The sequence below is a fragment of the uncultured Kordia sp. genome, from assembly GCF_947489565.1.
Classification (GTDB): domain Bacteria; phylum Bacteroidota; class Bacteroidia; order Flavobacteriales; family Flavobacteriaceae; genus Kordia.
The window spans coordinates 1-221 of the sequence record NZ_CANLEA010000092.1 but is presented as its reverse complement, the minus strand read 5'-3'; the positions used below and the strand labels follow the sequence as shown (position 1 = coordinate 221).

Below are 221 nucleotides of genomic sequence, written 5' to 3'. Positions count from 1 at the left end.
CTTACATCTACTGTCGTTTGTCCCGCTGGGATCGTTGCTGTGACGGTCGTAGTGGTATAATCATCTGGATTGGTTGCGCTGTTATCAGTGGTAGTAATTGATACTACTGTATCTACACTACTTGGATTGTCAATGCTTACAGCAACACTTGCTGTTCCTGCATCTTCTGCAACCGTTACATCACCTACACTCATTGCTGGTGTGTCGTTATCGGTGATCGT

1 protein-coding gene is annotated in these 221 nt (G+C 45.2%); it reads right to left on the bottom strand.

All coding sequences use genetic code 11. The annotated features are described in order from the left end of the window. Window positions 1–221: Calx-beta domain-containing protein (locus Q0845_RS27840; protein ID WP_298521247.1), on the bottom strand; the 221-nt coding region annotated here is incomplete at both ends.